This window comes from Pseudomonas sp. BP6 (assembly GCF_017875935.1).
Taxonomy (GTDB): domain Bacteria; phylum Pseudomonadota; class Gammaproteobacteria; order Pseudomonadales; family Pseudomonadaceae; genus Aquipseudomonas; species Aquipseudomonas putida_Y.
On record NZ_JAGINI010000001.1, the window covers coordinates 2,909,800 to 2,933,493 of the forward strand.

Here is a 23,694-nt window from a genome sequence, read left to right on the forward strand (position 1 = left end):
GTAATGAGTTGCAAAGGTTTGTTAACAAACACCCCAAGGCCGACCTGTTCCGGGTTAAAAACAAAAGTCGCCAAAGGCAAGCCGGCAGGGCATTGGCCAATGCAAAAACCGTTTTCCGGAGACAAGCATGCTGCGTATCTTTGAACGTCGGCTCGACCCCTTCCCGCCCGACGAGGTACCACCGCCGCCGGTTGGCCTGTTGCGCTTCATGTGGGCTTGTACCCGCGGCGCTCGTGGCTACATCCTGGCGCTGGCACTGCTCAGTGCCGGGGTGTCGATATACGAAGCCTGGCTGTTCGCGTTCCTCGGTCAGGTGGTCGACCTGCTCGCGTCCTGGCAGGCCGGCGGTACTGTTGGCCCCGAGGAAAGCCGAGTGCTGTGGGGTATTGGCATCGTCCTGCTGGTCAGCATCGGGCTGGTGGCGCTGCGCACCATGGTTCAGCACCAGGTGCTGGCGATCAACCTGCCGCTGCGGCTGCGTTGGGATTTTCACCGGCTGATGTTGCGCCAGAGCTTGTCGTTCTTTTCTGACGAGTTTTCTGGTCGGGTCACTACCAAGGTGATGCAGACGGCGCTGGCAGTACGCGATGTGCTGTTTACCCTCATCGAAATCCTGCCCGGGATTGGCGTGTATTTCATCGCGATCATTGCCCTGGCCGGCGGCTTTGCCCTGAAACTGATGCTGCCCTTCATTGCCTGGGTCGTGCTGTTCGGTTTGGCCATGCTGTATTTCGTACCCCGGTTGGGCAAGGTCGGGCAGGAGCAGGCCAATGCCCGGTCGTCGATGACCGGGCGGGTTTCTGACGCTTACACCAACATCACCACGGTAAAACTGTTTTCGCACTCCAACCGCGAAGCGCACTTTGCGCGCGCAGCCATGGAAGACTTCAAGCAGACCGGTTTTCGCCAGATGCGCCTGGTGAGCCAGTTCGAAATCGTCAACCAGGCGCTGGTGGTGGGCTTGATCTTTGGTGCCGGTGGCTATGCACTGTGGCTATGGCACCAGGGACAGGTCGGCACCGGGGCCGTGGCGGCGATTACCGCCATGGCCTTGCGCGTCAATGGTATGTCGCACTGGATCATGTGGGAAATTACCTCGCTGTTCGAAAATATCGGCACCGTGCAGGACGGTATGGCCACCCTCACCCGCGGCCCCAAGGTGCAGGATGCGCCGGGTGCCGCAGAGCTGGTCACCACGGGTGGCGCGGTGAGTTTCGACAAGGTCGGCTTCAACTACAACGGTGAGCGCCAGGTGCTCAATGAGCTGACGCTGCACATTCGTCCGGGCGAAAAAGTCGGCCTGGTCGGCCGCTCCGGCGCCGGCAAGTCCACCTTGATCAACCTGCTGCTGCGCTTCTACGACGTGGACAAGGGGGAAATACGCATCGACGGGCAGAACGTCGCCAAGGTCACGCAAGACAGCCTGCGCAGCGCCATCGGCATGGTCACGCAGGACACCTCGCTGTTGCACCGTTCGATTCGCGACAACATTGCCTATGGCCGCCCCGATGCCACCGAAGCACAAATCCGCGCCGCTGCGGCCAGTGCCCAGGCCGATGGTTTCATCAGCCAGCTCAGCGACCGCCAGGGCAACAGCGGTTACGACACCCTGGTGGGTGAACGCGGCATCAAGCTGTCTGGTGGCCAGCGCCAGCGCATTGCAATTGCCCGGGTGATGCTGAAGAACGCACCGATCCTGCTGCTTGACGAAGCCACCAGCGCGCTGGACTCGGAGGTGGAAGTGGCCATTCAGGAGAGCCTGGATGAAATGATGCAAGGCAAGACCGTTATTGCCATCGCCCACCGGTTGTCGACGATCGCCGCCATGGACCGGCTGATCGTGATGGATGAAGGGCGCATCATCGAGCAAGGCACCCATGCCGAACTGTTGGCGAAAATGGGTACCTATGCACGGTTGTGGCAGCACCAGAGTGGCGGGTTCCTGGGTGAGGATCAGGGCGTGGCCGAGGCTGTGGAGTAAGCAGTGACCGAGGTCAGCCAGCGCATACCCAGCCTTCGAAAGCCTGCTCAGTCAATGAACTGCGCCCCTGGCGATGTTCATGGTCGCTGCTCACCCGACAGCATCGCCTGCACCCCATTGGTTGGCTGTTGCAACAAGCCTCGGGGCAAGCGGAAACCTTTGAACGGTTGCTGGGTAATGGGATTGAAGGCTTTTTCAGCGTTAAGCCGATAGCGCATCACGCCATCTCCGGTCCTGAAGCTCAGGTCCACGCTGGTCGCCGTCCGGCCATTGAGCGCGCCGCGGCTGAACAAGCGGAACATCGACCACGGGCCACGGTACTCCAGGCTGCTACTGTTGCCATTTTGCCTTAGCAAGGTGAGATTGCTGCGGACCTGCTGCCCCAGAGTGTTGGGCCAGACAATGCCCGTGATATGGCTTGGGCCATGAGTGTAGGCAATCAACTGGCCATCCAGGTCCAGCAGGCTGGTACGCTGGTTCGCACTGAGCCCCAAGGGCTCGATGCTGAACTGCACACTTAGCTTGCCACGCTGATCGAAGAATGTTTCGCGGATGCGATCCGCCAGCTCGAGCTGCTCGATCACGTCGGCACGAATCAGGGATTGCCCGTGCTGAGCGGACTGCAAGGCCTCAAGGTTGTCCTTCAGGAAAACCTTGAGATACCGATCATTGAACTGCTGCAGGCGCCCTTTCGGCCCGAAGAACGCCTCGAAGTCATCCAAAGAAGCATCGGGTGCCTTCACCACAAAGGGGTAGCGGCCTGCCAGGCGTTGCTGGAAAAAACTGTACACGTCAGCATCCCAGCGTCGCTCCAGTTCGCGCAGTGCTTCAACGTTCAGCACCTGGGCAGTCTGGTCGGCGAGCTTTCTGACCTGGTGGCTGATGGGCTCCGGTAAACCTGTGGCAACACGTTGCAGGGTGCCGATCGGGTCCTGCCCTGTCATCGCAAAGCGCTGATGCACGGCTTGCAACGCAGCCTTGCCGCGGTCCGGGCTGTCTTGTACGGCCTTGGCGTAGTCCAGCACGGCCGCAACAGCGCCAAGGGTTTCATCGTAGTAGCTCGGCTTTTCTCCTGTCGCCTGCAGCATGGCGCCCAAGCCTGCAAACGCCCGCTGGATGGCCAACGCTTGCTGTTGCTCGGGTTTTCCGGCTACTACCCGCAGCGTACTCAGCTCACCCAGTGATTCAACAACTGCTGGAGGCGCAAGCGAGGTGTTATCCCTGACCGTATCCAGCAGCCGTTGCAACGGTGCTGCGGGGCCGGTCAACTGTTCCAGGATCGCGACACCATGGTCCAGATCACGGAAATCAGCCACCGTAAAAGCGTTCAGCGCGCGCCGCCAACTGTCAATGTAATCGGCGCTGTAGAGGTTATAGAGCCGCTCGGTCAGCGCATCGCGGTCGACGTCCGAATAGTCGAGTTGACTGCGCTCCCCCAATGCCCATTGATCAACCATCGCCATTTCAGCGAACCGCTGGCTGCGCGGCGCGAAGTATTCCCTGAAGCCTTTGGCGGTGAGCATGGCGGCCAGCCGTACATCCTCATTTCCTTGCCTGGCCCCGGAAGACAGCTGGTACACCACATCGAACGCAGGCCCTACCTGGTGGCGCAGGTCCAGCCCGGCGTGCAGCTGCTGGTACGATTGTTGTTTGAGCCCAGCATAGACCCGCTGTGGCAACGGCAATTTGCGCAACGCCTGCTGCACTTCGCTGACCCGCTGGCGGTACTGCGGCAAATCGGTATCGGCATAGGCCAAGGCGTATTTCAGGTGCTGCATGAGGTCACGCTGCAACTGCCCCTGGCCAGGAAAGGCCCGTTGCCACTGACGGGCCATCCAGTCCTCGACCCATTCGGGCCGGCGGCTGTTACGCTCCTCGATCATCCGGTAAACCCTGAGCGCAGCCATTTGTTGCTCGCTGCCAGGGGGTGCTGCGTTCATGGCATCGATCACACCACTGGCCAAGGCCGGCAAGAAACGTTTAGACAACAAGCTGAGGTACGCCTCATCAACCAAGGGACCAATGTTGCGCCCTTGATACAAGCCAAAATCGGCAACCACCGGCCAGGCCGCACGATAGTCGCCAAACACCGCCACCGCATCGCGAATCTGGTCCAGTGGCGCCAGCAGGTTGCGCCCGGTCGGATCAAGACGCATATCGACTTCGTGACCGCTGTACTCCTGGCTTTTGGCGAGCACACTGGCAGCCTTGGCGCCATTGATATCGGCGTAACGCTGCCAACTGGCAATGGCGATACTGAACGCCAGGATGCCTACACCAGAGCCCACCCACAGCAAGTGGCGCTTGCTGCGCGCAACCCGAACATTGTCGCCCGCCAGCCCGGCTTCCTGATAAATAACCCGCCTGAATGCTTGCTGGATGAAATAGACCAACGCCTTCCCTTGTGCCTTACCTTCACGCAGGGGCAGCTTCGTCGTGTAGGGCTGTGCCGCTTCACGGACAAAGGCATTGCGCATGTCGCCTTGCTGTACCACTGACGACCAGTACACACCACGTACCAAGGGTGGCGTGGTGAACCGGTCACTCGCCAAGGTTTCGCGCAGGAATGCCTGCAGTATGGGGCGCAACCCGATCAGCTGTGCATGCAGTGAGAACAGGCGCCCGCACGGTGCCGTCTTGCCCAGTACATCCAACCGGTCGATGACCTGCTCCTGCAATTGGGTGAGAAGCCGCCCGTAGTGCTCGTCATACTCATCCAGCCAGGCGTCGAACGCGTCAACCGCATCCAGCTTGAAGGTGAACCCCAACAGGCTTTCACGCTTGGCGGCCGGAAGCTGGCTGTAGAACTGGTCGAAGCCGTCCAGCAGATCGAACTTGGTCAGTACCACGTACAGCGGCAGGCGCGCCCCCAACTGACTGCTCACTTCGTAAAGGCGGGTGCGCAACCCATGGGCCAGCGCGACGCGCTGCTCGGGCTTGCCATGCAGCAGCGCTGGCAGGTCGACCACCAGCAACACACCATTGAGTGCCCGCTGGCTTCGCTTACGCTGCAGCCAGCTCAACAGGTGCTCCCACAACCTGGCCTGGATGCCGGGCGGCGCGCAGGCTTCGGAGGGGGCGTTGGCCGCCGAGCCCGCGGGTGTTTTTTGACTGATGAAAACACCAGGCGGGTCGATGATCACCGCATCGTCGCTGACCCACCAGCCTACCGGGTAGGACAGTGCTTCAGCCTGTCGACCCCGTGCCTGGGCCTGGTCGATACGCGTCAGGGTAAAGCGCTGATCGGTGCGGTCGATGAAGCTGCTTTTACCGGACTGTTCGTCGCCCAACACCAGGTACCAGGGCAGCCGGTACAACGCGCGTCGCCCACCGGCATTGTCGAGGTACCGCGCAAGCCCCTGGCTCAAGGCCCGCTCTTGCGCCTGCACGAACGGTAGCGCGACATCCTGTTCGGCGGCCAGTGCCTGGCGGCGCTCCGCTTGCAGGCGGCGAAAGCGCGTGCGCAGCACCCCAAGCCAGCACAGAAGCGGCACCAGCACGAGCACCAGGCTGGCCACGCTGCGATGAGCCACACTTGCCAGCGGCTGCTGCTCACGCCACGTCCATTGCGGGCCTAGCCACCAGATAGCAACCAGCATCAGCAACGCGCCAAGCCCGAGCAGCAGCGGCAGCGCCAGGCCAATGCGCGTTACCCACGGCCAGCCCCAACGTTTGAGTTGCGTCCATACTTGATTCATCGAGGTTCCTGATCCTTGTCTTGAACTGCCAACACTGGGGATGCCGCGTACTGCTGAAGCCGCTGAAATACCTCGGGCTCCCACGCACTTGCGGTGGTTTGCTGCATGGTTCGGGCAACGCTGGCGCACAGGTCTTGGGCCAACCAGGACACACCCCGGGCGGCCAGCAGATCGGCTGCGATCACCGTGGTGTGGCAGCGCTCACGGGGAGCACGAAAGCCGGCTTGCAGCCCTTGCAGCCGAAGGAGCAGCGGTTCTACGCCACCGGTTTCCAGCTGGCTGACAAGCTCCTCGCGCAGGCCACTGAACTCCTGGGGGGTTGCACCTTGGCCAGACGGCCCTTGCGTGCCCTTGAGCCAGGCCAGGCACTGGTCGTCGACAAATACCATGCCGTCGCTGAAGCACAGCTGCTGCAGCGACGGCATACGCTGTACAAAACGGGCGGTGGCACAACGGATGGCTTCGGCCACCTCGCACATCGCCAGCTGCGTGGCGACGGTCGCAGCCAGAAAGCTGCCACGAATCCAGAAGGGGCAAGCCGTCAGGCTCTTTTCAATGCGCTGCAGCAAGGCGGGGTCAACCACCTTACTGGCTATGGCCTCTTCATAGACCCGCGTGATATCCAGCGGAACCGCCATCAATTCCGTACGGTTGCCCTGCCTGACTTGCGGAGCAACCTGAATGTGCGCCCACAAACCGAAACGCCGTAACTGGTAGCCGGTAGCGTCGTAAGGGTCCTGCTGGTTGATGAGCTCGGCCATGGACAGGACGGCCCGGCGTGTCTCACGCTCATTGCCCATCGACATGCGTGACACGGGTGTGGCGATGACATCGGCCAACGGTGCAGGCTTCTCGGTTGCAGCCGTTGCTTTGGGCACAGCAGCCTCGCTGACGCCGTTGGCAAGTTCCGAGTATTTGCCTAGCAGGCGCTCAAGTTCGCCGAGTGCTGCCGTGTCCAGCTGCACCGTTTCCTGTTGTTGCAGGCGTTTCAAGGCAGCCTGCGCTGCCGCTGCGTGGGTCGGGGTGTAGGTAAAACGATCAAGACGAGGGAGCGCCTCGGCCAAGCGATCGATCACCAGGGCAACCAGCTTGCGCTTACTCAGGAAGCCTTTCGGTCCCGGCTTGGGATGAGCGGCCTCCCAATAGCACTCGAGCATGCCGGCCAGCAACGCCAAGGTGCATCCCCACTGCTCCCAGCAGCCGCTACGCAACCATGCGGCACTCAGGTGCGCAACGATTCGCAAGTGCTTGCATTGCCGGCTCAGGTACTGACGGGACGCGTCTTCGATGTAGACCCAGTCGATAGAGGCTTCCTGCAGCCCACCCAGCTTGACCATCTCCTGATCAATGGCCTGATAGGTTTCGTCCTCGACATCGAACAGGCCAGCCGGAACTGCCGGATCAATCGGCGCGAGCAACCGAGTGACCTCTTCCGCGGATATCTGCGCTACCACCGACATGTGCTTCGCGCCCGGCTGATCAAGGGGTCCAGGCCTTGCGCATCGAAGGTCAGCCCGTCGACCTCGCCGTGATCACTCACAACCTCGATACGCTGGGCACCGATCAGCTTCCTGATCTGCTCGATGGCGGGCAGGCCCCGCCCGGCATCGAGCACTTGGCCGTTTTCCATCACCTGCCAGGGGGTCTCACGGGTAGACCAGCCCTCCCCGCTCAGGCGTACCTTGACCCAGCTTGCTTCGATCGGACGCCTGGCAATCAGCTGTAGCCGGGAGATGGCCTGGATGCAACTGATTGCCATGTAGGCACGTTCATCACCCGATGCGATCGCGGGCGCCGAAATCACAAGCGCTGGTGCGCCTGCTCCGTCCCGGGTCTGGCTCCCGATGCGAAACGTCAGGTCATCCGGTGCCCGTTCAGCTTCATTTGCCATCACGCGCAACACAGTGGGGGCCTGCTGCTCCGGTGCAGACCACTGCCGTTCTGGCGTGTACGCCGGGGTGCCGGCAGCCTGATCGAAACAGGCCAGTCGCTCGACGTTGGACACAATCCGGGGACAGTCCCGCGTGGAGCCTGCCAGCACCGGCTGCAGACAAAACAGCAACGAGAGACCGGCGCCATATGCACAGCGGTTAATCATCCTGAATTTACTCTCTGAATAGTACAAATGGCCTATATGAAGCAAAGAACTTTCCTACAACTAAATAGCAGTACCCGCGCCCCCCCGCACGACCGACCAAAACAAATTCAGCAGAAGCCTATTACACAGTACCGAACGCACACAAACAAATATTTCCTTACAACTTCACGCTCGACCAAAGAGCACTTCCCCCTGCATGGTTTTTATAGAAAACGGACAGAACACCTAATCAATCAAACACATGTAAGAATCTTCCTACAAGGCCGAGACAATACTAAACACAACTTATGTCTGAACATCCTACAACCCAACAGGGAGTTGCGTACTGATGCCTAAAAAGACGGGATCCGTCGCGCCAAAAGAGCGCGTCAATATCAAGTATGTGCCCGCTACCAGCGATGAGCAGGCTGAGGTGGAGCTGCCGCACAAGATGCTGGTGCTGGGCGATTTCGGCCTGGATGACGGCCGTGCGCTTGAGGACCGCCAGGTCATGCGCATCGATAAACACACATTCAACAGCGTGTTGAACGACGCCAACGTAAGCCTGAACGTGACGGTACCGTCCAGGCTCAGCACCGCCCCGGATACCGAGCTGGCCGTCCAGCTGCAGTTCAGGTCCATCAACGATTTCGGACCAGACCGGATAGCGCGCCAGGTGCCCGAGCTGAACAGGCTGCTGGAGCTGCGCGAAGCGCTGGTCGCCCTGAAGGGCCCGCTGGGCAACGTCCCGGCCTTCCGCAAGCAATTACAGCACCTGCTTAACAACGAGCAGGCGCGTAAACAGCTCGCCCAAGAACTGGACCTGGTGCTCGAGGCGCCAGAAAAAGATTGAGACAACGGAGCGTCCCCATGCCCAAGCCAAGCAGCACCGCCATCACCCCAGACGCAACGGCCGACACGTTGAGCAATGCCACCTTGCTCGACCAGATCATGGCAGAAACCAAACTGGTACCTGCCCAGGAGGGCTACCAGGTTGCCAGGCAGGGCGTATCTGCCTTCATCGCCGAAATCCTCAAGAGCAATGACCCGGACCAAATGATCAACAAGCATCGGGCCGACCAGATGATTGCCGAAATCGACCGGGTTCTCGGCAAACAAATGGATGCCATTCTGCATCAGCCTGAGTTCCAGCAGCTTGAATCATCCTGGCGCAGCCTGAAACTTCTGGTCGACCGCACGGACTTCAGGGAGAACATCAAGCTTGAAGTCTTGCATGTCACTAAAGAGGACCTGCTCGACGACTTCGAGAATGCTGCGGACATTACCTGCAGTGGTATCTACAAACATGTTTACACCGCAGGTTATGGCCAATTCGGGGGAGAGCCGATTGCGGCCATGGTAGGCAACTACAACTTCGCCCCCTCTTCCCCTGACATCAAGTTGCTAAGTTACATGGCCTCCGTTGGCGCCATGTCCCATGCCCCTTTTCTTGCCGCACCTGCCCCCGAGTTCTTCAATTTGAACAGCTTCGAGGAGCTGCCGAACCTCAAGGAAATAAAAGACCTCTTCGCCGGCCCACGGCATGCCAAGTGGCGCGCTTTTCGTGAAAGCGAAGACGCCCGCCACGTCGCCCTGACCGGGCCGCGCTTCATGCTTCGCTCCGCTTACCACCCGCAGGAACAACCGATCGAGAGCTTCAACTACGACGAAGACATCGCCGGGCAGCACGACAACTACCTGTGGGGCAATTCTGCTTTCCTGTTGGCCAGTTGCATCAACGACAGCTTCGCCCGCTACCGCTGGTGCCCGAACATCATCGGCCCCCAATCGGGCGGTGCCGTCGAAGACTTGCCGGTCCATCTGTACGAATCACTGGGCCAGTTGCAGGCCAAGATTCCTACCGAGGTGCTGATATCCGACCGCAAGGAGTTCGAACTGGCCGAAGAGGGCTTCATCGCCCTGACCATGCGCAAAGACAGCGACAACGCCGCGTTCTTCTCCGCCAACTCGGTACAAAAGCCCAAGCACTTCCCGAAAACCCCTGAGGGGCTTCAGGCACAGACCAACTACAAACTGGGTACCCAGTTGCCCTACCTGTTCATCGTCAACCGGCTCGCCCACTACATCAAGGTGCTGCAGCGCGAGCAGATCGGCAGTTGGAAAGAGCGCCGTGACCTTGAGTCCGAGCTGAACAAGTGGATCAAGCAGTACGTCGCCGACCAGGAGAACCCGTCTGCCGACGTTCGCAGCCGTCGGCCGCTGCGTGCCGCGCGTATTGAGGTATCGGATGTTGCGGGTGACCCGGGCTGGTACCAGGTTTCGCTCGCCGTACGTCCGCACTTCAAGTACATGGGCGCGAACTTCGAGATTTCCCTGGTCGGGCGGCTCGATACGCAATGAGTGGTCTTTTTGATCGCCTGATGGTGGACCAGTGCACCCGCCGGGAGGCCTCCCGACGCGAGAGCGCTTCCCACAAGTTCGCCGCCATCAAGCGCCACCTCGAAACGCTGCTGAATGCCCGCCAGGGGTGCTCCCAGAGCAGCCCTGAATTGGGCCTGCGCGACTTCAACGGGCATGACGTGAGCAACGGCGACTTGCTTGTGCAGGTGAGCGCGGATATCCGCCGCACCCTCCAGCGCTTCGAGCCGCGCATACAGGTACGCACGCTCAACGCAGTGCCCGATACCCATGCCCCGCTGGAGCTGCATTTCAGGCTGGATTGCCTGGTACAGGTCAACAACCACGCAGAGCAGCTGCAACTCGAGCTGCTGGTCGATGGCCACAACCGCTACACGCGAGTGAGGTGACCGATGTCACTGAGAGACAGTTTCAGCGAAGAACTGCGTTACCTGCACGAACTGGGGAACGACTTTGCCAAGGACAACCCACAACTCGCGCGATTGCTTGGCAAAGGCGCCAGCGACCCCGATGTCGAACGCCTGATGGAAGCCTTTGCGTTCCTGACCGCCAAACTACGGCTGAAGCTGGAAGACGACTTGCCAGAGCTGACCCAGCCCATGCTGCAGTTGCTCTGGCCGAACTACCTGCGGCCGCTGCCCAGCGCGACGATCATCAAGTTCAGCCCGGTGAGGCAATCCCTCAGCCAGTCACAGCGCATTCCCAAGGGGTCGCGGTTGTTCTCGAAACCGGTAGACGGCGTGGCCTGCGAGTTCCGCACCTGCACAGCGGTCAACATTCATCCGTTCGAGATCGACACAGTGGCCGCCACCCAGACATCCGACCGTTCTGTGGTCTGCATCGGCCTTCAAACACTGGTCGAGCGGCCGTTGAACAGCCTGGGCTGTACCAGCCTCGACTTTTACCTCAGCGGCGATACCGGTACCGCCCGCACGCTTTACCTGTGGATTTCTCAATACCTCAAGCATGTCAGCGTGACCATCAATGGCGAGGTTCGTCGGCTGCCGGCAAACAGCATCGCATTCCCAGGATTCAGCCCCAACGACGCCTTGCTGCCTTACCCACAGAACGTCTTTGATGGCTACCGGATCCTGCAGGAATACTTCGCGTTCCCCCAACGCTTCCACTTTTTCAGCGTTACCGGGCTGGAAAAGATCTGGCCAGCTCATGACAGCCAGCAGGTAAGCCTCGAATTTCACTTCACGCGCCAGCTACCCGACTCGTTGCGTGTCGGCAAAGCAGATTTCAACCTGTTCTGCGCACCTGCGGTCAACCTGTTCCAGCACAGCGCCGAGCCCATCGACCTGTCCGGCAAGGACGCCATGGTTCCACTGAAGCCCAAGGGCACAGCGCCGCACGGCTACGAAATCTTCAGTGTCGACCAGGTTATCAGCACCCGAACGACGACTGACGGTAACACCGGTGAGCACCTTCGGACCTTCCGTCCCTTCGAGTCCTTCGCCCATGAAATCGAGCACGTCCAGGGGCGCACGGCGCTGTATTACCGCTGCCAGCTGGAAGAGTGCCTGCACGGCAATGGCGTCATGCATCGAATCGCCTTCGTCCGCGCCGACGCCAACAACTACATAGGCGAGCTGGAAACCGCGTCCATCGACCTCACCTGCACCAATCGGGACCTACCGCTGGCGCTAGGCATCGATGATATCAACGTCCTGAGCGAACTTACGCCGCCGCTGGCCACCTACACCAATCTCTGTATCCCCACCCGCCCCTGTCGCCCGGTGCTGGACGGCCAGTTGCAGTGGGCATTGATCTCCAACATGTCGCTCAACTACCTGTCCATGCTCTCGGTAGAGCCGCTGAAAGCGGTGATCCGCGCCTACGACTTCATGGCCCTGCACGACATCCAGCAGGCCCGCACCACCCGTAAACGCCTGGAAGGTATGCGCGACATTCATACGCAGCCCATGGATTGGCTGATCAAGGGGCAACCCATTCGCGGCCTGCACACCCGGCTGAAACTGGACCAGACCGCCTTCCTCTGCGAAGGCGACTTGTACCTGTTCAGCTGTGTGCTCGCGCACTTCTTCGCCCTGTACGCCAGCATCAATTCCTTCCACCAGCTGGAAGTGATCAACACCACCAATAACGAGCACTACACATGGCCAATACAGACCGGCAAGCAACCGCTGATCTAGCCGACAAGCTGCTCTGCAAAGCGCACCAGTACAACTTTTTCCAGTTGCTGGAGCGGTTGCACGGGCTGCATGGCGATGACCTGGAACCGCGTTGGCCGGACAAGGCCACCCGGCTGCGCGTGCGCCTGGCCTGCGACCCACGGCTGACCTTCCCTGTATCGGACGTGTACAAAGCCCAGCGAATGCCCGCTGAGGAAGAGCGCTACCGCATCGTTGCCACATTCCTGGGGTTGCACGGTACCGATTCGCCATTGCCCACCTATTACCTGGAACAGGTGGCGTATGAACATGCGCATGACATCGGTGTACGGCCGGCCTTCTTCGACTTTTTCAACCATTACCTGCTCAGCCTGTTGCACCGTATCTGGCGCAAGTACCGCTATTACATCCGCTTCCAGCCAGGTGCCAGTGACGGGTTCTCGCAGTACATGTTTGCCCTGCTGGGGCTTAACGACAAGCAGTTGCGAGGGGACACGGCGCTGCCCTGGAGCCGCCTGCTCAGTTTTGCCGGCGTGATCGCCAGCCGCAGCCGTGCACCGGGGACCGTCGCCGGCATCATCGCCCACTGCTTCGACCTCAAGCAGGTGCACATCCGCGAGTTCGAGACGCGATCAGTCGTCACGCCGTCCAGGCAGCTTGCAAGCCTGGGGCGGACCAACGGCCAGCTGGGCAGCACGTTCATGATCGGCAGCCGCACGCGCACCCGCAGCAGCAAGTTCACCATCGTGATCAGCGAACTCGACCAGACGCAGCTGCGGGGCTTGCTGCCCAGCGGCATAAACTTCGGCCGTTTGCGTGCACTGATCGACTTTCTGCTGCGTGACGGGCTGGCCTATGACCTGGAGCTGCGCCTCAAGCAGAGCGCGTTGTCACCCTTCTGCTTGCACCGCAGCCAGGGCGCATACCTGGGCTGGACCAGCTTCGTCGACGACCGGTATGGCCAGATCAGCCCGGTTGTACGCATCCGGGGGCGCTCATGAGCACAGTCACCTTGAGCATCACCAACCTCGACCAACTGCAGCACGGCATTACTGCTCGGCACCTGTTCGATTGCAAGGGCGGCACCATCGGTAGCGGGCGAGCAAACTGGCAGATCAATGACCGTGATCAGACCGTTGCGCCCATCCACTGCGAAATCCGCTGGATCGAAGGCAGCTTCTGTGTGATCGACCACTGCCACCGCACCTACGTCAATGGCAGTGCCAACAGCCTGGGGCCGCTTCCACCCAGGCGCCTGGTTGAGGGTGACCAGCTTCTCATTGGTGCCTATCGCCTACAGGTTCAGTACTCCCGGGATCAGGCCTGCACACGCTCGCTGGAGGACCTGTTCAACCCGGACCCGAAGGTGCTCGACCGACTGATAGCCGAAGCGCCCGCACCCGCTTGGCCGGCACAGCCTTCTGCCCCCCAACCAGCCGTCGAGATCTGCTCGGTCTTCAAAGCAGCCATGGGGAGCGACCCTCTGGCAGCGCTGGACGCAGCAGACGGTGAAGGGGCACTCCGAGAAAGCCCGCTGCAGCGCCTGATTGCCGGAGCATACCCATGAAGCCTCATCCACTTCTGCTCGCCCCCCTGCTGCTTGCGCTGGTCGGGCCCGCCGGCTGCACATCTTTGAGCAGAATGAGCCAGGTAGCCATGGACCACTCGTTGCCCATCGGGCCGCCCAAGGATCACCCGACCGAGGTCGCATTCAGCATCAATGCCAGCCCTACCCTCAACGGCAATCCGGACAGCCTTGACGTCGCAGCCGATCAGGATCGCGCCCTGGAGCCAAGCCCCTACGCTGTGACCCTGAGTGCTGGCGACCCCTATGCGTTGACCGAAAAAATCGGGATTCTGCTCGAATACCTGCAAGCGCAATTCCCGGCCATGTCCCCCGTCGAGCTGGACGAAGGAGACGAAAGCGACCCGGCTCGCTCGCCCTTGGAAGAAAGCGGCCCCGGCAGCTACGACGACCCTCAGGTGGCGTTGACCTTGCCGCACACCACAAGCGTTGCCTCAGCGCTGGTCGCCACGCCCATTGCCATCACGATCCTGCAACTGCGCGACGACTCACTGCTGCGCAACACCGTGTACCAGCTACTGGAGCAGGACCCGGCCAAGGCGCTGCGCAGTACCTATATCCGTAGTGACGACTACCTGCTGCGCCCTGGCCAGTTCAAGTACATCCCCTTCGAACCCATCCACGCCGAAACCCGCTTCGTCGCGGTGATTGCCGACTACCGAGGCCATGAAAACGCCAGCTGGCGGCAAGTACTGCGCATTCCACCGCGTGGCCGCCAGATCATGCTGTCGGTGTTGGTCAACGACACGCACATCGTGCTCAAGGAAGAAGACTGATGGCGCCTCACCACCCTTTGCCCTTCCTGCTTACTCACGCTGACACGGAGCGCCCATGAGTTCACGCAATCCCGTTCTCTGGCCCGAAGGCCTCTTCGTCAAACCGCAGCATTTCCAACAGGCGGCCAGAGCCAGCGAAGCAGCCCTGCACCAGCGCCTCGCCAGCCTCAATGCAGCCTTCTACGGCTTCAGCGAACTTCAGTTGAACGACGAATACCTGAGCCTGGGCAAAGTCGCCATCACCCGGGCGCGAGGCGTCATGCCGGACGGCACGGTGTTCGACATTCCCGCCGACCTGCCGCCACCGCCGCCGCTGGAAATCGGTGACGACGCGTGCAAAGACAGTGAGGTGTATCTGTGCCTGCCGCTGCGCACCGATGGCGGCCGCGAAGTGAGCTGGCCCGACAATGCAGCCAATTTCCGCTATACCGCCCAGGCACAGGAAATCAAGGATACCCACACCGCTGACGGTGACCTGGTGCAGATCGACCTTGCGGTGCCCAATCTGCAGCTCAAACGCAAGACCGAAGACAGCAGCGCCTACACCCGCCTGGCCCTGGCACGTATTCTGGAACGGCGCCCCGACGGCAGCCTGCAACTGGACGAAGCGTTCTACCCCACCAGCGTTTCGGTGCGGGCGGTGCCAGCGCTGCAGCGGTTTCTTGAAGAAATCACCCATACCTTGCGCGAGCGGGCGCGCGGCCTTGCCACGCGGATTGGTGCATCGGGCCAGTCCGGGATCGCCGACATTCGCGACTTCAACCTGCTGCAGGCCATGAACCGTTGGTGGCCATGCTTCCAGCATCTGGCCAGGCAAGCGCAAACGCACCCCGAGCAGCTGTACCTGTGCATGAGCCAGGCCTGTGGCGAATTCGTCACCTTCACCGACCAGAACCGGCTGCCGCAGGAGTACCCCGCCTATCACCACACCGCACTGCGCACGTCTTTCAAACCGCTGGAAGATACCTTGCGCCGGTCTCTGAGCACCGTCTTGCGGCCGCGCGCTGTTTCACTGCCGCTGGAGAGCGAACAATTCGGCGTGATGACGACCACGCTGGAAGACCGCCGGCTGATCGACGAAGCCGACTTCATCCTCGCCGTGCGCGCCAGCATGCCACCACAGGCGTTGCGCCAGATGTTCATCCAGAAAGCCAAGATCACCTCACTTGAGTCACTGAATGACCTGGTGCCGCTGCAATTGCCGGGCATCCCTTTGTTGCCATTACCCGTGGCGCCCCGCGACCTGCCCTTCCATGCGGGCTTCAGCTACTTCGAGCTGGACCGACGTGACCCGGCCTGGGCGTGCATGAGCAAGGCGAATGGCTTCGGCATCCACATTGCGGGCGACTTCCCAGGGCTTGAACTGCAGTTCTGGGCGATCAGGAGTGAGTGACATGGGAAAAGACAACAACACGCCCACCGACGAAAACAACGCTGCAGTCAACGCGCTTGATTCAACCCTTGAACAGCCAGTACCCGCCCCCCGGGCTGCGGCAAGCAATGCGCAAGTATCCACGGACAAACCTGAGCCAGAGCCCGTTTCCGAAGGCTACCCCGCTGACCCGGAATTTCAACTGCGGGGCGGCTTCGCCAACCTGATGCTGGATGCCGCATCACCGTTGTTCGGCTTGGTTATACGCCTGCGTACGCTGGACGAGCTGCCGAACATCCAGGACGTGCACCAGCAAGTACGCAGCCAGATCGACAACATTCAGGAAGAAATGCGCCAGCACGGTTACGAGCCGGCTCAGTTGCTGGCGTACTCCTACGGTCTGTGCCTGTTCATAGACGAGGCCGTTATGGAGCGGCCCTGGGGCAAGAGCAGCTGCTGGAGCCAGGAGCCGCTGCTTAGCATCTTCCACGACGAGACCTGGGGTGGGGAAAAAATCTTCACGGTGATTACCCGCCTGATGCAGGAGCCCAAGCGTTATCAGGACGTACTTGAGTTCATGTACTACGCCCTGTGCCTTGGGCTGAAGGGCAAGTACGCGCTCGCGCCGAAAGGCGAAGAAAAACTCAATGCACTGATTCACCAACTGCACGGGATCATCCGCGAACTGCGCGGCCCCACCCCCGAAGAAGTCTGCGACCCCTACACCAATGTGGCCCCACGCAACTTCCGCATGAGCCGGCAATGGCCCTGGTGGAGCCCCTTGGTGATTTCCGCCATCGCCATGGCGGTGGCTTACAGCATTTACAGCTATCGCCTGCACCTGATCACAACCGAGGTGCTGGAGTCGCTGAACGGCATTTTGCAGCAATAGCCAACCGTGACACAGCACCACTGAATGCAACGAATTAGCGAGGTTTTTGCCTCGCTGACAAGCCCATCGCTCCCGATGGCCACGCCACCCGTGGTGCGCGTGCTTTACCCACATGGACGCAGGAGTAACTGCCATGCCAACACCCGCTTACATCAAGATCGAAGCCCAGAAACAAGGCAACATCACCGCGGGCGCCTTCACCTCCGACTCCGTCGGCAACATTTATCAGGAAGGCCATGAGGATGAAATTCTGGTGCAGGAAGTCAAGCACCAAGTCACCGTCCCCACCGACCCGCAAAGCGGTCAACCGGCCGGGCAACGGACCCACAAGCCCTTCATTTTCACCAGCTCGCTGAACAAGGCCACGCCACTGATGTACCTAGCGCTGGCCAGTGGCGAAAAGCTGCCAACGGTTGAAGTCAACTGGTACCGCACCTCGGCAGTGGGCGAGCAGGAGCACTTCTTCACCACCAAGCTGGAAGACGCCATCATCGTCGAGATCAACACCGTGCTACCCCACGCCCAGAATGCGAAGAACGCGAACTACACGCAGCTGGTGGAAGTGGCGATGATGTATCGCAAGATCACCTGGACCCACGTAACAGCGGGTACCGAAGGCTCTGACGACTGGCGCAAACCGATCGCCTGATCTCACTGAAATGCCCTAGGCAGGCGTGCTCTGCCTGGGCTTTTCGAATATTCAGACGGCGGACAAGGATCGTGTATGCCTAGCCAATCTGACGTGCGTTACAGCTTCCAGCCGCTGGTTGGCAAAGCTGAATTCGAAGTGGTGTCGTTCGAACTCCGAGAGGGCATCAGCGCACCCTTTGAACTGGAGCTGAAACTGATCAGCTTCGAGAACGATATCGACTTCGGCCATTTGCTCGACAAACCCGTGCTCTTCACCATCCTGGAGGGCGAACGCCCGGTACGGTACGTGCACGGCCTTGTCAGCCGTTTCAGCCAGGCTGAAAGCGGCTTCTACCGCACCTACTACCACGCGCTGGTCGAGCCCCAACTGGCACGGGCCAACCTGCGCTCGAACTGGCGCATCTTCCAACAGAAGACCGTGCCGCAAATTCTCGAGCTGATGCTCAAGCGCCAGGGCATCGACCAGTACGAACTACGCGCCAGCATGGACCATCAGGTGCGCGAATTCTGCGTACAAGCCGGCGAAACCGATCTCGACTTCATCGCCCGCCTGGCGGCCGAAGAAGGCTTCGTCTACCGCTTCGAGCACAATGAAAAACGCCATAAGCTGATCATCACCGACAGACTGCAGTCACTCGGCCTGATAAGTCACGGTGTCATCAAACACGAGGACGACGCCGAAGGCTTCTCCCGTGAGCGTGAACCGTCAGCCCCGGACACCGTGCTGTACCATTCCAACCACGGCGGCGACCAGCCTCAACCGTGCCTACGGCGCTTGCGCTACAGCGAACAAGTGCGTACTGCACGGCAGGTTCAACGCGACTACACCTTCACCCACCCGGCCTATCGTCAGGAACACAGGGCCTCAGGCCCCTATCTTGAGCACCAGTCCACGGACTATGAGTGCTTCGACTACCCCGGCCGTTACAAACGCGATGCCGTTGGCAAGCCGTTCACCGAAAGCCGCATCACAGCGCTGCGCCATGACGTGCGTATTGCCGAGGTCCAGGGCGATGACGTGCGCCTGCAACCGGGGCTCAGTTTCACCCTGACCGGCCACCCACGCGAAGACCTGAATGTGCATTGGCGGGTCAGCACGGTCCGCCACGAAGGCAGTCAGTTCACCAGCCTGCAGGAAGAAGCTGCCGGGGCCGACCAAGGCACACGTTACGAGCAAAAAGCGGTACTGGTGCCAGGCAGAACCGAGTGGCGCCCAGCTCCGTTGCCCAAACCACGCGTTGACGGCCCGCACATGGCCACTGTGGTCGGGCCGCCCGGTGAAGAGATCTACTGCGACGAATGGGGCCGGGTCAAGGTCAGCTTCCCCTGGGACAGAGAAAGCCAGGACAACGCGTTCAGCTCCTGCTGGGTACGCGTATCCCAAGGCTGGGCCGGTGGCAGCTGGGGCTCGATGGCCATCCCACGGATTGGCCAGGACGTGATCATCCACTACGTCAACGGCGACCCCGATCAGCCGATGATCACCGGCCGTACTTACTGCGGTAACCAACTGCCACCCTACGACCTTCCCCGCCACAAGACCCGCATGACCATCAAAAGCCAGACCCACAAGGGCGATGGCTTCAACGAGCTGCGCTTCGAGGACGAACTGGGCCAGGAGGAAGTGTTCATTCATGCCCAGAGGGACCAGAACAATGTGGTCAAGCACGATGAGACTACGCAGGTCGGCAATGACCGCAAAGAGCAGGTCGATAACGACGAATCGATCCTGATCGGCCACGACCGTACGGAAACGGTTGGCAATGACGAGCGCATCACCATTGGGCAGGATGCCGCGCTCGACATCGGTAGAAACCACACGATCAGGATCGCCAAGGACCGTGTCGAAAACATCGGCAATCACCGTCACGACCAGATCGCCGCCAATCACCACACCCGTATCGGTGGCAACTTCGAGCAACGGGTCGAAGGGCATGCCGAGCTGGAAGCCCGTGGGGATATCCGCAGACGTACACGCCGTTATGAACTTCGAGCATCGGAAGCCGTGGTCATTCAAGGCCCTGGGGGCTCCATTCGAATCGACGAAACAGGCATCACGCTGGACAGCCCGACGATTCGCATCACCGGCCAGATGCTCAAGTCGGCAAATGGGACGACAAGCCCCTTTTCCATCAGCAGTGCACCGAACACTGGCAAGCCGCTGGAGCGCCTGTGTGGGCGCCGCCCTGATGGCTCCTGCCCCCTGCCCGATTGCCGCTGTATCCGAGGGCAAGTCCAATGACCACCTTGTCATCACCTCCTCCGCGTAGCGAAGACTTCGCTCACAACTGCCGCTTTCTGCTGCTCATGACCAGTGCAATCGAGAACTGGGCCTATCGGCCCATCCCGCAGGAAGGTGAACTGGTTCCTGCTTATGCCCCATCGGTACTCGACCTTATAAACGCTGTCAGCCGGAATACTCAAAAGGCATGGTTATGGAAGAGCAGCGCCCTGGATGACCGTCATGAGTTTGGGCCTTTGCTGGTGGACGTTGCAGACGCTCACGAGCTGCTTGCCCATGCAATCACGACCTGGATGCCTATCGGTGGCGCCATCGCGCTGGATGCCGAGGTTGGCCTGGCAGCGCTGGCAGACCACTTCACCAGCCTGGTGCAGGTCGTGCTCCCTGACCAGAGCGTTGCCACTCACCATGTCACACCGGACCATCTGGCAGCCTGGCTGAATGCGCTGGACGACGACCATCGCAAGGCCTGGCTTGGCCCGGTGTCTCGGTTGGCATGGCGAGTCAACTGGGGGCCGGCTCATGAGTGGAAAACACACGAAAACAAGCCGATTGCTGCCCGCTCAAAATCAGCACTGCCTTTAACCCTCCAGCAGCTTGAACTTGATCGGCTGCAAGCAGGCATGCACGAGCACTTTGTCCTCTCATTGGCGCATGAGGTCCTGGCCATGCCGCCCCATGCCCACCATACCTTGGCGGACATACGCCTCTGGATAGAAACACTCCTGCCGCAACTGACAGCCCTCAATTTCCGGAGCGAGGAAGTTGCGGGCCAATTCATTCGGCTGATAGCCGGGCACATGTGGCTGATGAGCAATGACAAGGCGGGAAAAATCTACACCAACCTCGAAGAGTCGCCGCAGGCCCGCCTTCGCGAGCTCCAGGCACTGGTCGAAAGCAAGGAGCCTGCCCATGACTAACGCCTCCGTCAGCCGCGCCACCTCCGGCCCTGCCTGCAGCGCACGCGTGCCCATCCTGCCAGTGCGCTACGCCATCGTACCCCGCACCGGCGGCGCCCCCGCCTGCCGCTATGTCGATGCAGGCTTCAACCTGGAACAAGGCTTCACTCCGCTGCAGCACTCGGCCTACACCCTCCGCGCCTTGCGCCCAGGCTATGTCTACGTGTTCATGAAAGGCCCTTTGGGCGAAAAGCTGGTCATTCATGAGCACGTCGGCGTGGGCCTCTACAAGGAGCTGCGCTACCAAGGGCTGGAGGACTACCACCGGCGTGAGCGCTACCTGTCCGGCCAGAGCATGGGCTGGGTGTGGGCTGACACCTGTCAGGACTCCGCCAAGGAAGTGTGGATCGGCTACAGCCCGCACCTGTGGACCAACGCCATCACCGCCCGTATCACCGGCTCGGCAGCCCTGCGCAAACGGCACATGCACCAGCTGGACATGGCCGAGCTGGTCAGCGGCAACCAGGTGCCGTCCACCCAGCCCCATGTGTTGCCAGTGAGTGCCCTGCAAACCTGGGTCGAAGACTTCAAACCGACAGAGCGGCGCATGCCGCTGACCTGGAGTAGCGACCCGATCACCGAAACCTTGCCCATCGGCAACCTCACTGCCATCGCCCGCCACTACCCCTGGACCCAACCGAAAGTGCCGGTGGTAGTGGCGCTCGCCGATGCCGAAGGCATGGCCCTGGACCTGAGCCTGTCGGTCTCGGCCTACCAGCATCAACTGCGTGACCTGATGCCGGCCGAGCAACTGGAACACACAAAACCCGCCCAACCTCCCGAGCAGGAGCGCGTGCCGGCATGCTACCGGCTGGATGCCGAACAGCTCAGCCCGCAAAGCCGCGACTTTCACCATCGCAATTTGGTCGCCATGCTGTTGAACAAGACGCTGGAAAGCCTGTACCCGGCGGATGCCCCTTCACCGGAACTGGCCGCGTTCAGGCTTGGCACGTCACGCCGGGGGCCCGCCCTGTCACCGGCCGAGTCACACTTCCAGGCCCTCACCCATGAAGATTATTCCCCCAATGGCGCGCGCCTGGCACAGCGCCTCGATGTCGACAAATACCGGCGCTTCCTCGCCGAACGCGACGCGCTGGAACGGCGCATTGCCGCCCTGCGCAACCTGGCCTTGCAAGCCAGCAACGATCATGACGCCTGGCTGGCGACGGCCGAATCCCAAGACATCGATAACCCCTACAGCCTGGCAGCCGCCTTGGCCTGTTACGACCGCGACGAACGCACCTCCGCCCGCGGTCTGGAAATCTCACTGGCATTGCTGATTCACCCGATGGGCCAGCCGACACCCGGCACCGAAGATCATGACCGGCGCTTCAAACGCCTGGAGCAATGGCTGGACCAGCACGACAGCCCGCTTTACACCGCCTTGGCGCCGTTCAACCCGTTCAAGGACAAAGCCGATTCGATCGGCTCCATGTTCGGCGCCAGCGACAATGTGATCGAAGGGCTGGCTGGTCGCTTCCCGGCCATGGCGAACATCACCGACCTCACCGCCCAGTCGGTCAATACCGTGGTGCTCAAGCGCCTGCGTGGCCAGACCCGCTGGGATGCCAGCCATGGCCTGCGCCAGCAAGTGTTGCTGGCTGCGCGTGAGGCCAATGCCGAGAAAGCGCTGGGGTTGTTGGCGGCACGCTATCGAATCACCGAGCAGGCCATTACGGAAAATCCCTTTAGCCAGGAGGTGCAGCGGTATTTGAAGAGCGGCATGACGCAGGTTGAAGAGATGAAAGCGTTGCGCATATCAGGAAGCCGCACGGTGTCCATCGAGCTGACCACCACTGCGCGGGTGAAACCCAACTTCCTTGGGTTGCTCACCTCCGGCGGTGGTGGCGGTTTAAACGCGGGGATGCTGTGGTTCAACATCTTATCGCTCAAGACGGCGTACAGCAGCCTGCAGAAGAGCGATGCACCGGAATACACCCTGGGGTTCGCTTCATCTGTTTTCGGGGTGATCGGTGCAGCGGCGGCGACATTGGTCAGCGTGCGGGCGACGCAAAAGGCCATGATGTTGAAGTGGATCTCAACGGCGCCAGGCATGGCCTTTGGTAACGGCATCATCAACTTTCTGACGAGTAATCTTTTCGCGCGGGCATCAGGCTACCCGGCAATAATAATTGGGTTTTCCTCAGATATTTTTAAGGCAGTACGTCAATGGCAGAACGGCAATCTTATTTCAGGCTTATATACAGCGGCCGCCAGCGCGACTACTGCTTTAGGTTCGATTCTTGTTCTAGAAGGAAGCCTTGCCATCGCAGGCATGACAGTCCTCATTCCCTTTGCAGGCTGGACAGCAGCTGGAATCGCCCTGATCGGAGCAACTTTGATCGGTGGAGGTCTATTCCTCTACTCAAAAGCTCACTCCCGCCTTCACAGCCCTTTAGAATTATGGGCCAGCAGAAGCATCTTCGGGACAAGGGAAAACGATGGAGAAATACGGGAGAATATAAAGTTAGACTTTGATAAAAAATTGCCACCCTTTCGCCACATTCACGAAGAAATCAAGTCATGGCAGATTGAATTTTTCTCACCGAAAGCATTGTTGGCACCGTACTCTGAGCAGCTCGGCTTAGGCGCCCTAACGACACATTTGGATATAAATAACAAATGGCCAACACCTGACTGGGCAACAATTATCCATACCCAGGTCACTAAACAAAACGCAACACTCGAGCTAACTATACTTTTACCAGAATTCGTAGTAGGTCAAAGCGAATGGTCAGGGAGTTTAGTGAGCCAGAATCTCGACAGGCAGACAACCCCACTCCAAATAACCCCTGACTGCCATATCACCCAAGCAGGTTTATTACTTCATTACAAAACTGATGCTAGACAAATCAGGTCTGCCACTCTAACGATTAACTACTATGTCAACCAAGGACTGGATGACGACACTCCTTCTACTACCACTATTCATCTGGAACGCTAA

Annotated in this window: 17 protein-coding genes; 14 read left to right on the plus strand and 3 right to left on the minus strand. The window is 60.3% G+C overall.

Going from position 1 to position 23,694, the window contains the following annotated elements; translation table 11 throughout:
* Positions 1-127 precede the first annotated feature (127 nt).
* Positions 128-1,981, plus strand: a complete 1,854-nt coding sequence (locus J3A98_RS13355; protein ID WP_209966686.1) for an ABC transporter ATP-binding protein — start codon at positions 128-130, stop codon at positions 1,979-1,981.
* Between the two features lie 77 nt (positions 1,982-2,058).
* Here the strand turns inward: J3A98_RS13355 and tssM are convergent, their stop codons facing one another.
* The 3 genes from tssM to vasI are packed head-to-tail and all read right to left on the minus strand — an operon-like array spanning position 2,059 to position 7,777.
* Entirely contained in the window at positions 2,059-5,679 is a 3,621-nt protein-coding gene (gene tssM, locus J3A98_RS13360) for a type VI secretion system membrane subunit TssM (protein WP_209966689.1), read from the minus strand.
* Entirely contained in the window at positions 5,676-7,139 is a 1,464-nt protein-coding gene (gene tssA, locus J3A98_RS13365; protein ID WP_209966692.1) for a type VI secretion system protein TssA, read from the minus strand. The genes tssM and tssA overlap by 4 nt, the downstream gene beginning before the upstream one ends.
* The gene (gene vasI / locus J3A98_RS13370; protein WP_209966694.1) at positions 7,127-7,777 is read right to left on the minus strand and encodes a type VI secretion system-associated protein VasI; all 651 of its coding nucleotides are present in this window, start codon (positions 7,775-7,777) and stop codon (positions 7,127-7,129) included. The genes tssA and vasI overlap by 13 nt, the downstream gene beginning before the upstream one ends.
* 328 nt (positions 7,778-8,105) lie before the next feature.
* Here vasI and tssB point away from each other — a divergent pair, with 328 nt between their 5' ends.
* The 13 genes from tssB (at position 8,106) to J3A98_RS13435 (ending at position 23,694) form a co-directional block, all read left to right on the plus strand.
* Positions 8,106-8,609: a type VI secretion system contractile sheath small subunit gene (tssB, locus tag J3A98_RS13375; RefSeq protein WP_209966696.1), complete on the plus strand. Its 504-nt coding sequence runs from the start codon at positions 8,106-8,108 to the stop codon at positions 8,607-8,609.
* A gap of 17 nt (positions 8,610-8,626) precedes the next feature.
* Positions 8,627-10,117, plus strand: a complete 1,491-nt coding sequence (gene tssC, locus J3A98_RS13380) for a type VI secretion system contractile sheath large subunit (protein WP_176684148.1) — start codon at positions 8,627-8,629, stop codon at positions 10,115-10,117.
* Positions 10,114-10,524 (plus strand): type VI secretion system baseplate subunit TssE, encoded by a 411-nt coding sequence (gene tssE / locus J3A98_RS13385; RefSeq protein ID WP_010953542.1) that lies wholly within the window; start codon positions 10,114-10,116, stop codon positions 10,522-10,524. Before tssC ends, tssE begins: the two co-directional genes overlap by 4 nt.
* Before the next feature lie 3 nt (positions 10,525-10,527).
* On the plus strand, positions 10,528-12,294 hold the full coding sequence (gene tssF / locus J3A98_RS13390; protein ID WP_209966698.1) for a type VI secretion system baseplate subunit TssF: 1,767 nt from the start codon (positions 10,528-10,530) through the stop codon (positions 12,292-12,294).
* Positions 12,258-13,274, plus strand: coding sequence for a type VI secretion system baseplate subunit TssG (tssG, locus tag J3A98_RS13395; protein WP_209966700.1), 1,017 nt, complete (start codon positions 12,258-12,260; stop codon positions 13,272-13,274). Before tssF ends, tssG begins: the two co-directional genes overlap by 37 nt.
* Complete coding sequence (locus tag J3A98_RS13400) at positions 13,271-13,840, plus strand: FHA domain-containing protein (protein WP_209966703.1); 570 nt, start codon at positions 13,271-13,273, stop codon at positions 13,838-13,840. The genes tssG and J3A98_RS13400 overlap by 4 nt, the downstream gene beginning before the upstream one ends.
* Entirely contained in the window at positions 13,837-14,634 is a 798-nt protein-coding gene (gene tssJ / locus J3A98_RS13405) for a type VI secretion system lipoprotein TssJ (RefSeq protein WP_209966705.1), read from the plus strand. The genes J3A98_RS13400 and tssJ overlap by 4 nt, the downstream gene beginning before the upstream one ends.
* Positions 14,635-14,689: 55 nt before the next feature.
* The gene (gene tssK / locus J3A98_RS13410; protein WP_209966707.1) at positions 14,690-16,027 is read left to right on the plus strand and encodes a type VI secretion system baseplate subunit TssK; all 1,338 of its coding nucleotides are present in this window, start codon (positions 14,690-14,692) and stop codon (positions 16,025-16,027) included.
* A 1-nt stretch (position 16,028) separates the two neighbouring features.
* Entirely contained in the window at positions 16,029-16,898 is an 870-nt protein-coding gene (gene icmH, locus J3A98_RS13415) for a type IVB secretion system protein IcmH/DotU (protein ID WP_209966709.1), read from the plus strand.
* 133 nt (positions 16,899-17,031) lie between these two features.
* The gene (locus J3A98_RS13420; protein ID WP_209966711.1) at positions 17,032-17,547 is read left to right on the plus strand and encodes an Hcp family type VI secretion system effector; all 516 of its coding nucleotides are present in this window, start codon (positions 17,032-17,034) and stop codon (positions 17,545-17,547) included.
* 75 nt (positions 17,548-17,622) lie between these two features.
* Positions 17,623-19,791 carry a type VI secretion system tip protein TssI/VgrG gene (gene tssI / locus J3A98_RS13425; protein ID WP_209966713.1) on the plus strand — a complete coding sequence of 723 codons (2,169 nt, stop codon included), beginning with the start codon at positions 17,623-17,625 and terminating at the stop codon, positions 19,789-19,791.
* Entirely contained in the window at positions 19,788-20,711 is a 924-nt protein-coding gene (locus tag J3A98_RS13430; RefSeq protein WP_209966715.1) for a DUF4123 domain-containing protein, read from the plus strand. The genes tssI and J3A98_RS13430 overlap by 4 nt, the downstream gene beginning before the upstream one ends.
* Positions 20,704-23,694 carry a T6SS effector BTH_I2691 family protein gene (locus J3A98_RS13435; protein ID WP_209966717.1) on the plus strand — a complete coding sequence of 997 codons (2,991 nt, stop codon included), beginning with the start codon at positions 20,704-20,706 and terminating at the stop codon, positions 23,692-23,694. The genes J3A98_RS13430 and J3A98_RS13435 overlap by 8 nt, the downstream gene beginning before the upstream one ends.

Bases quoted from the DNA above. Each gene is read 5' to 3' on its own strand.
- tssB (WP_209966696.1), top strand. From the start codon at position 8,106: ATGCCTAAAAAGACGGGATCCGTCGCGCCAAAAGAGCGCGTCAATATC.
- tssG (WP_209966700.1), top strand. From the start codon at position 12,258: ATGGCCAATACAGACCGGCAAGCAACCGCTGATCTAGCCGACAAGCTG.
- tssI (WP_209966713.1), top strand. From the start codon at position 17,623: ATGCCTAGCCAATCTGACGTGCGTTACAGCTTCCAGCCGCTGGTTGGC.
- tssM (WP_209966689.1), bottom strand. From the start codon at position 5,679: ATGAATCAAGTATGGACGCAACTCAAACGTTGGGGCTGGCCGTGGGTA.
- tssF (WP_209966698.1), top strand. From the start codon at position 10,528: ATGTCACTGAGAGACAGTTTCAGCGAAGAACTGCGTTACCTGCACGAA.
- J3A98_RS13400 (WP_209966703.1), top strand. From the start codon at position 13,271: ATGAGCACAGTCACCTTGAGCATCACCAACCTCGACCAACTGCAGCAC.
- tssA (WP_209966692.1), bottom strand. From the start codon at position 7,139: ATGTCGGTGGTAGCGCAGATATCCGCGGAAGAGGTCACTCGGTTGCTC.
- J3A98_RS13355 (WP_209966686.1), top strand. From the start codon at position 128: ATGCTGCGTATCTTTGAACGTCGGCTCGACCCCTTCCCGCCCGACGAG.
- vasI (WP_209966694.1), bottom strand. From the start codon at position 7,777: ATGATTAACCGCTGTGCATATGGCGCCGGTCTCTCGTTGCTGTTTTGT.
- tssK (WP_209966707.1), top strand. From the start codon at position 14,690: ATGAGTTCACGCAATCCCGTTCTCTGGCCCGAAGGCCTCTTCGTCAAA.
- J3A98_RS13435 (WP_209966717.1), top strand. From the start codon at position 20,704: ATGACTAACGCCTCCGTCAGCCGCGCCACCTCCGGCCCTGCCTGCAGC.
- tssC (WP_176684148.1), top strand. From the start codon at position 8,627: ATGCCCAAGCCAAGCAGCACCGCCATCACCCCAGACGCAACGGCCGAC.
- J3A98_RS13430 (WP_209966715.1), top strand. From the start codon at position 19,788: ATGACCACCTTGTCATCACCTCCTCCGCGTAGCGAAGACTTCGCTCAC.
- tssJ (WP_209966705.1), top strand. From the start codon at position 13,837: ATGAAGCCTCATCCACTTCTGCTCGCCCCCCTGCTGCTTGCGCTGGTC.
- J3A98_RS13420 (WP_209966711.1), top strand. From the start codon at position 17,032: ATGCCAACACCCGCTTACATCAAGATCGAAGCCCAGAAACAAGGCAAC.
- icmH (WP_209966709.1), top strand. From the start codon at position 16,029: ATGGGAAAAGACAACAACACGCCCACCGACGAAAACAACGCTGCAGTC.
- tssE (WP_010953542.1), top strand. From the start codon at position 10,114: ATGAGTGGTCTTTTTGATCGCCTGATGGTGGACCAGTGCACCCGCCGG.